Genomic DNA, 8,575 nt, shown 5'->3' with positions numbered 1-8,575 from the left:
CTCCAAACCCAAGCCCTCAAAATCCAGACCCCAAAAGCCCAGGCCCCGAAGACCCCGTCCCCAAAAACCGGCCTCAAAAAAAGTTTCCCCTTCTCCCCCCGACATAAACTCGGTTAACAACCCCCGTAAAACGCCTAAGCCTCCCGAGGCCTCCAAGAGCCCTCCCACACCTTCCCCGGGAGGTGAGGCGGGGGGAAACACGGCCTTGCGGACGGCAAAAACCACCCCGCGTCCTCCGGGGCCTTCCTTTTCCGGCCCCTCGGGTCAAAACCGCAGGAATTCCTACCTCTCCCTGATCCTCGCCCAAATCCGAAAAAAGCGTTACTATCCGCTGCTGGCCCGAAGGCGAGGATACCAGGGAAGGGTGGGACTTTGGCTCACCATCTCGCCAGAGGGTCAACTCCTTTCGGTAAAGATATTTCAGGGCTCGGGGCACCGGATTCTGGATCGAGCCGCCCTGAAGATAGTTCAGCGGGCCGCACCCTTTCCTCCCCCACCTCCCGAACTCGGCCCTTGGCCTTTAAAAATAAAAATCTTTTTGAAATTCTATCTCACTAAATGAATTAAAATTTTATTCCCTAACAATCCAGTAATTCAAGTCTTGACAGAATATTTAGCTGTGCTAATAGTTGCGAATGATAATCAATAATATTACAGGAGGAAGGTATGGAGGCAGGGGTAGTTAGCATCCTGGATTTGAAACCGGGAAATAAAGGAAGGGTACAGGGAATCCTCAAGGAAAGGGAAAACCGGTGCGAAGAGGGTCTTCGATGCAGACACAGACACAGGCATGGACACGGATCTCCATTCAGAGGAAAAGGATGCGGGGGAAGGTTACTAGAGATGTTAGGGCTTTACCGGGGGCAGACGGTGGAAGTGGTGGAAAACCGGGGATGGGGACCGGTAATCCTTAAGGTAGGAGACACCAAATTTGTTCTAGGACGGGGACAGGCAGCCCGGATCCTGGTTCAACCCTTATACGAGGAGGGGCGCTCATGAGGCTCTCTGAGGTCAAACCAGGAACCAAGGTAAAGATCATCCGGTTGACGGAGGCTCCCTCGGTCCTTAAAAGGCGCCTGCTGGATATGGGAGTGCTCTCCGGGGAACCCCTTCTGGTGGAACGGGTGGCCCCGCTCGGTGATCCTCTGGAAATAAAGATCAAGGGGTATCGACTTTCCCTGCGACGTGAAGAGGCGGAAAAAATCCAGGTGGAGGTAATATCATGAGGGAAGAAATAGTGATCGCTGTGGCCGGCAATCCCAATACCGGAAAGACCACTTTCGTAAATGCCGTCGCCGGCACAAGACTCAAAGTCGGAAACTGGCCCGGGGTTACCGTGGAAAAGAAGGAAGCCCGACTGGAAGTAAACGGAACAAAGATCCGACTGGTGGACCTTCCCGGCACCTACAGCCTGAGCCCCTTCAGCCTGGAGTAACTTATCGCCCGGGATTTTCTGGTTCGAGAAAAGCCCGATGTGGTATTAAACGTGGTCGATGCTACCAATCTGGAAAGAAATCTCTACCTAACCCTCCAGCTCTTAGAAACCGGAAGACCCGTGGTGCTGGTCTTAAACATGTATGACGAAGCCTTAAGAAAGGGGCTTCGCATCGAGGTAGAAAAGTTGAGTCAGCTTTTAAAAATCCCGGTAATCCCTACCGTGGCCGTAAGGGGAGACGGTCTTAAAGAAGCCCTGGAGGCAGCCATCCATACAGCCCGCGCAAAACCCAAACCTTTTTTAGAGTACGGACAAGAAATAGAAAAGGCCCTTTCCGAGCTTGAGAATTGGCTAAAAAATGGAAATAACTTTCTTCCCGAGTCTATTCCCCTCCGGTGGCTGGCCATCAAACTCCTGGAAGGAGATCCGAAAGTGAAGGAGGAAACAGGGATCCAGGAGTTGCCCGATCTTCCGAGCCTTCGGCACCTCCTTTCAGCCCATGGAGAACCCGGGGAGGTTCTGGCCGAAGCCCGCTACGGGGTAGCCTCCGGGGTGGTAAAGGAATGTGTACACCGGGAAGGACTACGCCCGGACCTTTCCGAAAAACTGGACCGAATCCTTCTGCATCGCTATCTGGGTTTTCCCCTTTTTCTGGCCATGATGTGGTTACTCTTCAAATTGACCTTTGATCTATCCTCCCCCTTTGTGGATTGGCTGGATCAACTGGTAAACACGGCTCTGGCCCCTACCCTGGCCTGGGGACTGCATTTCCTTTCGGTCCCGGAGTGGTTTCAGGCACTGATCCTGGACGGGATAGTAGCCGGGGTGGGAACGGTGGCGGTATTCATCCCGGTAATTGCGGCCATGATGTTCTGGATCACCTTCCTGGAAGGAAGCGGATATCTGGCCCGGGCGGCCTTTGTAATGGATCGGGCCATGCATACCGTGGGACTTCACGGAAAGAGCTTTATTCCCCTCCTCCTGGGATTCGGATATAACGTACCTTCGGTTTACGCCACCCGGGTCCTTGAAACCCGGCGAGATCGCATCCTTACCGCCTTCCTGGCCCCGTTCATGTCCTGCGGAGCCAGGCTTCCTGTCTATGTCCTTTTTGCCGGGGCCTTTTTTGCCTACCGGGCCGGAACCGTGGTCTGGTCCCTTTATCTTATAGGTATCGGTATGGCCCTCCTCCTGGGCCTTTTTCTCCAAAAGACCCTCCTTAAAGGAGAATCCAGCTTTCTGGTGATGGAACTTCCTCCCTATCGACTCCCGCGGGGTAAATACCTTTTAGTCCATACCTGGGAAAAGACCCGTCATTTCGTGATCAAGGCCGGAACCTACATCCTGGTCATGTCCGTAGCGGTGTGGTTTCTTCTGAATTTCCCCGCCGGAAAGGGGGTGGAAGGCTCCTATCTGGCCCGCTTAAGCCGGACCATCGCCCCGGTTTTTGAGCCTCTGGGATTTGGCCGGTGGGAAGCTGCGGCTTCACTCATTACCGGGGTCATGGCCAAAGAGGTGGTGGTAAGCACCCTGGGGGAGATATACGGTGCGGGCTCGGAGGAAACCGAAGCCCCTCCGGCATCTATCCGAAGAGCCTGGGGAGAGGTCCTCAAGGCCTTACCCCAAGCCTTTCTTGAGGCCGGAAGGAACCTTGTGGCCGGTCTCTATCCCGTAAGCCTTGAGCCTGAGCAGGCTCAGGCCTCGCTGATCTCCAAAATACGCTCAACCTTCACCCCTCTTTCGGCTTATAGTTTTATGGTTTTCACCCTCCTTTACATGCCCTGTATGGTGTTTCTGGCCGCTTTTTACGCCGAGTTTCGCAGTCTGCGCCTCACCGCTCTTCTGATATTTCTCAACCTGGGGCTGGCCTACACCCTGGCCTTCACTCTCTATCAGACCGGACGCTTTCTGGGATACGGAGGCTAGCTATGGGAGTCGCAGATCTGGCCCTGGGGACACTGGTAGCCGTGGGTACGTGGAAACTGGTAAGACGAAAAGTGTTTCTTTTCTGGCGAAAAGAAAGTCCATGCACACACTGTCTTAGCAACCATTGTCCGTTAAAGAAATTTTTTAATCATAAAGATTCCTCTAAAGATAACGTTGGCCATTAACCATTCAGACCAGTGAACCCAGGTCTTGACGTTTAGCAAGATTCAGGTAGTACTTTTAAGCTAAAAGTATTAACGGTCTCCGGGTGCCCTGCGGAAGGCCGCGGGGTTAAACGGGAAGCCGGTGAGAATCCGGCGCTGGCCCGCAACCGTGACCGGGGACGAAAGCCGCTGGGAGCCGGCACCGTAAGGGCCGGCTCCTCGCCCGGGTGCTCGAGGGGTTAAGGCCCCGAGGGTTCCCGGGTGGGCCTGCCGGAAGCAAGTTTCCGGCAGGCGACAGGCCACTGGCCGGGCCACGGGCTGAAAGCCCGTAGGTCCGCCGGGAAGGCGCGGCGAGTAGGACGATCCGGAAGCCGGGATACCGGCCCGGAGGCCGAGGAAGGGAGCGGAGCTTCGAGGCTAACTGCTCCGTTCCCGAGCGGAGAAAGTGCCTCCGGGCCGCGGCCGGAGGCCGTCCCTCGGGAACCCTCCTCGAAGCTCCCTCCTTCAAAAAACCTTTGAAGGAGGGAGGTATATGGGTAAAAGGATCCTCTGCTGTATGATGGTATTTTTGCTGGGAATGGCCTTTCCGGTTCTGGCCCAGAACGGAAAGGAGACCGGAGAGGTGGTGATCACCGCCACCCGGGTGCCGGAGGACATCAAGCATCTTCCCGATGCGGTAACCGTGATCACCTCCAAGGATATCGATCAGCGGGAAGTCCAGGGCCTGTACCAGGCTCTCGAGGGGTATCCCTCCATCTCCATCAAACACAACGGATGGCTGGGTCAGTGGGGATATGTCCGGATCCGGGGAGGAAAAAATCAGGATACCGCCGTTCTTTTCGACGGGGTACGGATCTATGACCCCTCCTATCCGGCCGATGATTTCGGGGATCTCTGGTCCTGGTTCGATGCCGAAAACCTATCCCGCATCGAGATCGTGCGCGGCCCTCAGAGCGCCCTTTACGGTTCCAACGCCATGAGCGGGGTGGTAAACCTGATCCCCCGCAAAGGGGGAGGTCCTCTGGAAGTCCGCATGAAAGGCGGATACGGACGCTATGAGACCTGGCGGGGGTCCGGATACATTAAGGGACAGGAAGGACCGGTGGGATACTTCCTGGGACTTTCCGGGGTAAACACCGACGGCCTTTACCGGGACGATGAGTTTCGGCAGACCACGGTGGATTTAAATCTGAACACCCGACCCTTTTCCGGACGATCCGGGGCCCTGGGGACCGTTAAACTGGACTATACCCTGCGTTATTCCTACGGATACCTCAATTACCAGCAGTGGGACTGGACGAGTTTCCGGGCTTATAATGATCCCCATGCCGAGCGCCGGGAACAGATCCAGCTTCATCATTTCACTCTTACGGCCCAACCCCTGCCCTTCTGGAAAACCCGTCTCACCCTGGGATATCATCTTACCCGGCGGGATTACCTGGATCCCGACGACGGCATCCTGGGTTACAGGCCCGACGGATCCGCGGTAACCGATAGTTATTTCGACGGTTTTTACCGGGGGAAGGTCTATCCGGTGGTGTTTCAGAATGACTTTCAGCTTCGCGACTGGGGAACTTTCACCGCAGGCATAGAATACTATGAAGAAAAGGCCGATCTCTATAGCGCCACCGCCTGGGGCACCAAAGACTACGACGACGAAGTGCATACCACCTCCTATTTCGCCAATCTTTTCCTCCTGCTTTTAGAGGAACGTCTGGCCGTAAACCTGGGAGCTCGTATAGATGATCATGAGGAGTTCGGAACCCATTTCACCTACAAGATCGGGGCAGCCTATTTCCTTACCGATACCCTAAAGCTCAGGGGGAATCTGGCCACCGGGTTCCGGGCCCCTTCCATTTTCAATCTTTACGATCCCCGCTATGGGAACCCGGATCTTGATCCGGAAAGGAGCACCGGAGGGGATATAGGCCTGGAACAGGAACTCTTCGGAGGAAAACTGCGCTGGTCCCTTTCCTGGTTCAACACCCATTATAAGGAACGCATAAGCTTCAACTACGCCACCTGGCACTATTACAATTCCGGGGGAGGGGTGGCTACCGGACTGGAATCGGAGATCGAGGCCCGGCCTTTTCCCTGGCTCTCCCTGGCCTTAAACTACACCTACACCGAGGGGCAGGAGGATAAGTACGAGAATCTGGCCCTGGTACCTCACCATCAGCTGGGAGCCCGGTTAGGATGTAAATGGCGCAAGCTCGCCCTTAACCTTTATTATAAATATGTGGGGAGAAGGCCGGCCTACGACCATAAACATATAATCGCGGACTACAGTCGGGTGGACCTTACCGGAAGCTATACCCTTACGGACTACGCCGAGGTATTTTTCCGCGCGGAAAACCTTTTCGATACGGACTATGAGTGGGCTGCGGGTTATCGGGCTCCGGGATTCAATCTCTTTGCCGGGATAAAGATTAAGGGATTTTAGAGGCGGAAACATGGCCTCCCCCGTAAAGCACCAACCCCCTTCATACCCGGGGCGGGCTTCCTCCCCGCCCCGGAGTTTAATTCTCTACTATACCACCACCGGAACGGAGCTGGGGGCGCTGGAGGCGGCGCTAAGGGACCTTGCACGGCAGGGAATAGACGTGCCCCTCCGGGTCTTTTTCCGCGAAACGGCTCCCGGCGCAAGGGAGCTTTCCGCGCTTTCTCGCTCGGCCCGGGCCCTGGTGCTTCTTCCCCACGGAGGGCCCGAGAGCCTTCCCGGGCTCGAGGCGCTCCTTGAGAGCTTCTCCGGAGAGATTGTTCATGTTCAGCCGGTCTCCGGAAGCCCGGCGGATCTCTCCCTGGTGGAGGAATATGCCCGGCCCCGGAACGAGGCCTTTGAAAAACGAGTAAAGTATCTCTCCTACGGAGGGCCGGAAAATCTCAGGAACTTCTTCCTCCAGCTTCTCTCGGAGCTCGGGGAGGAAGTGCCGCCTCCCTCCCCTCCGAAAAGGCCTCCCTCGGAAGGGATCTGGCATCCCCGGGGCGGCTTTTTCCCGGATCTGGATAGCTATCTCTCCTGGCTCAAGGAGCATCTCGGCGAAAAGCGCCCCCTTGCGGGGATCTGGTTCTATCAGGGATACTTCGTAAACGGGGATCTCGCTCCGATCTCCGCTCTGGTAGAAGAACTAGAAAAGCAGGGCCTTGCGGCGCTTCCGGTCTTCCATAAGCGTTTTGTAGCCGAGGGCGAGGGGCTTTCGCCCAACCGGGTGGCCGAAATCTTCTTTAAAAAGGAGAACCGAACGCTAATCTCCGTCCTCATCAACCTTCAGCCCTTTTCGCACCGACTCCTCTGGCCGGAGACGGAGGAAATTTACCCTTTCCTCGATGTACCCGTGATCCACGGAATCCTGAGTTTTTCCGACCCCGAGGCCTGGAGGGACTCTCCCGCAGGGCTCTCTCCGCTTGAGGTCTCGATTTCCGTAGCCCAGCCGGAGTTTGACGGAGTAATCATCACCTATCCGGTGGCGGGAAGGGCTCAGGAAGAGATCTCCGAGCTCCTGGGAACCCCCATACCGCGCCTGAAAACCATACCGGAGGGAGTGCGGAGGCTGGCCGGACTTGCCGCAAACTGGGCCCGCCTCAAGCTCCTTCCCAACCGTGAGAAGCGCGTGGCCATCGTCTTTCATCATTATCCTCCCCGTGAGGATCGTATGGGCTGTGCCTTCGGGCTGGATAGTTTCGAATCCGTGGCCCGACTGATAAGACGTCTGGCCGAGGAAGGTTACGCCGTGGAAAGGGTTTATGCCTCAGGTGAAGAGATCGCCCGCGAGTTCCGGGCCCGCCAGATCTATGATCAACGTTATCTTCCCCCGGAGGAACTCCTCCGCCGCAACCCCATCCTCTGGCCGGTGGAACGCTTCCGTACCCGGCTGGAAAGATTTCCGGAGAGAATACGACAGGATCTTCGTCGGACCTGGGGAGAATTTCCCGGAAACTTTCTGGTCCTGAAAACTCCCTCCGGAGAGGGGCATTTCCTTTTTTTCGGTCTTAGGAACGGAAACCTCCTCCTCACCCTCCAGCCTCCGCGGGGAAAGATCGAAAAACTCTCCGCCGGAGAGATCCATCGTCCGGATCTGCCCCCGCCTTACCACTATCTGGCCTTTTACACCTGGCTGAGAGAGGAGTTCGGAGCTCACGCGGTGATCCATGTAGGGAAACACGGAACCCTGGAATGGCTTCCGGGAAAGAGCGTGGGACTCTCCGAGGGGTGCTTCCCGGAGCTGGCCATTGCCGACCTTCCCAACCTCTATCCTTACATCGTAAATGACCCGGGCGAGGGCACCCAGGCCAAACGCCGGAGCTATGCCGTGATTCTGGATCACATGATTCCTCCGCAGATGCAGGCCGGTCTTTCCGGAGATCTGGCCGAAATCTCCGATCTCCTGGAGGAGTATCGAACCCTCAAACGGGAAAATCCGGACCTGGCCCTGGGGACGCGCCGGAAGATTCTGGAAAGAGCCCGGGAAAGCGAACTCTTTGAAGAGCTACCCTTAACCCCGGAAGAAGCCGAGAAAGATCCGGAGGCCTTCCTTTCGGCCCTTCATGCCTATCTGGAAGAGGTGGCCGGAACCCATGTCAACCGGGGGCTTCACATCCTGGGAAAGGTTCCGGAAGGGCGCGATCTTGACGAGACCGTAAGGGCCATTCGTCGCCAGAGCACCCTTCCGGAGACCGAGATCCGGCAACTCCTTTCCGGAATAACCCTGGAGATGGATAATCTGATCACGGGGCTTGCGGGAGGGTTTGTTCCGCCCGGCCCTTCCGGGGCCCCCACCCGGGGAGCGGTGGAGGTTTTACCCACCGGACGCAACTTCTACAGCGTGGATCCCCTGAGGGTTCCCTCCCGGGTGGCCTTGAAGCGGGGAAAGCGCCAGGCCGAGGCCCTGCTTGAACGCCACCTTCGGGATCACGGCCGCCTCCCCCGGACACTTTCCATGGTGCTCTGGGGCTCTCCCACCATGCGCACCCGGGGAGAGGATTTTGCCTGCGCCCTGTGGCTCCTAGGGGTTGAACCCCACTGGCGGGAGGACGGCCGGGTGTCCGGGAT

5 protein-coding genes, 1 pseudogene and 1 riboswitch are annotated in these 8,575 nt (G+C 56.8%); all 6 genes and pseudogenes read left to right on the top strand.

Annotated features, from left to right (window positions below; translation table 11 throughout):
- Window positions 1–205: 205 nt before the first annotated feature.
- A complete protein-coding gene (locus tag F8J34_RS09740; RefSeq protein WP_363315406.1) occupies window positions 206–562 on the top strand; it encodes an energy transducer TonB in 357 nt (118 codons plus the stop codon).
- Between the two features lie 281 nt (window positions 563–843).
- Window positions 844–999 carry a FeoA family protein gene (locus F8J34_RS09735; RefSeq protein ID WP_363315405.1) on the top strand — a complete coding sequence of 52 codons (156 nt, stop codon included), beginning with the start codon at window positions 844–846 and terminating at the stop codon, window positions 997–999.
- Window positions 996–1,226 (top strand): FeoA family protein, encoded by a 231-nt coding sequence (locus F8J34_RS02795; RefSeq protein WP_297056320.1) that lies wholly within the window; start codon window positions 996–998, stop codon window positions 1,224–1,226. Before F8J34_RS09735 ends, F8J34_RS02795 begins: the two co-directional genes overlap by 4 nt.
- A pseudogene (feoB, locus tag F8J34_RS02790) lies at window positions 1,223–3,361 on the top strand (ferrous iron transport protein B). Before F8J34_RS02795 ends, feoB begins: the two are co-directional and overlap by 4 nt.
- Before the next feature lie 249 nt (window positions 3,362–3,610).
- A riboswitch (cobalamin riboswitch) is annotated at window positions 3,611–3,928 on the top strand.
- A gap of 129 nt (window positions 3,929–4,057) precedes the next feature.
- Window positions 4,058–5,968, top strand: coding sequence for a TonB-dependent receptor (locus F8J34_RS02785; RefSeq protein WP_297056318.1), 1,911 nt, complete (start codon window positions 4,058–4,060; stop codon window positions 5,966–5,968).
- A 10-nt stretch (window positions 5,969–5,978) separates the two neighbouring features.
- Window positions 5,979–8,575: cobaltochelatase subunit CobN (locus F8J34_RS02780; protein WP_297056316.1), on the top strand; the 2,597-nt coding region annotated here is incomplete at its 3' end.

The sequence above is a fragment of the Thermosulfurimonas sp. genome, assembly GCF_015491435.1.
In the GTDB taxonomy this organism is placed as follows: Bacteria; Desulfobacterota; Thermodesulfobacteria; order Thermodesulfobacteriales; family Thermodesulfobacteriaceae; genus Thermosulfurimonas_A.
The sequence above is the reverse complement of the archived record's forward strand: the minus strand, read 5'-3'. Positions and strand labels throughout refer to the sequence as shown.

What these genes read in the sequence shown, in the direction of transcription:
- F8J34_RS02795 (WP_297056320.1), top strand. Translation starts at nt 996, where the DNA reads ATGAGGCTCTCTGAGGTCAAACCAGGAACCAAGGTAAAGATCATCCGG.
- F8J34_RS02785 (WP_297056318.1), top strand. Translation starts at nt 4,058, where the DNA reads ATGGGTAAAAGGATCCTCTGCTGTATGATGGTATTTTTGCTGGGAATG.
- F8J34_RS09735 (WP_363315405.1), top strand. Translation starts at nt 844, where the DNA reads ATGTTAGGGCTTTACCGGGGGCAGACGGTGGAAGTGGTGGAAAACCGG.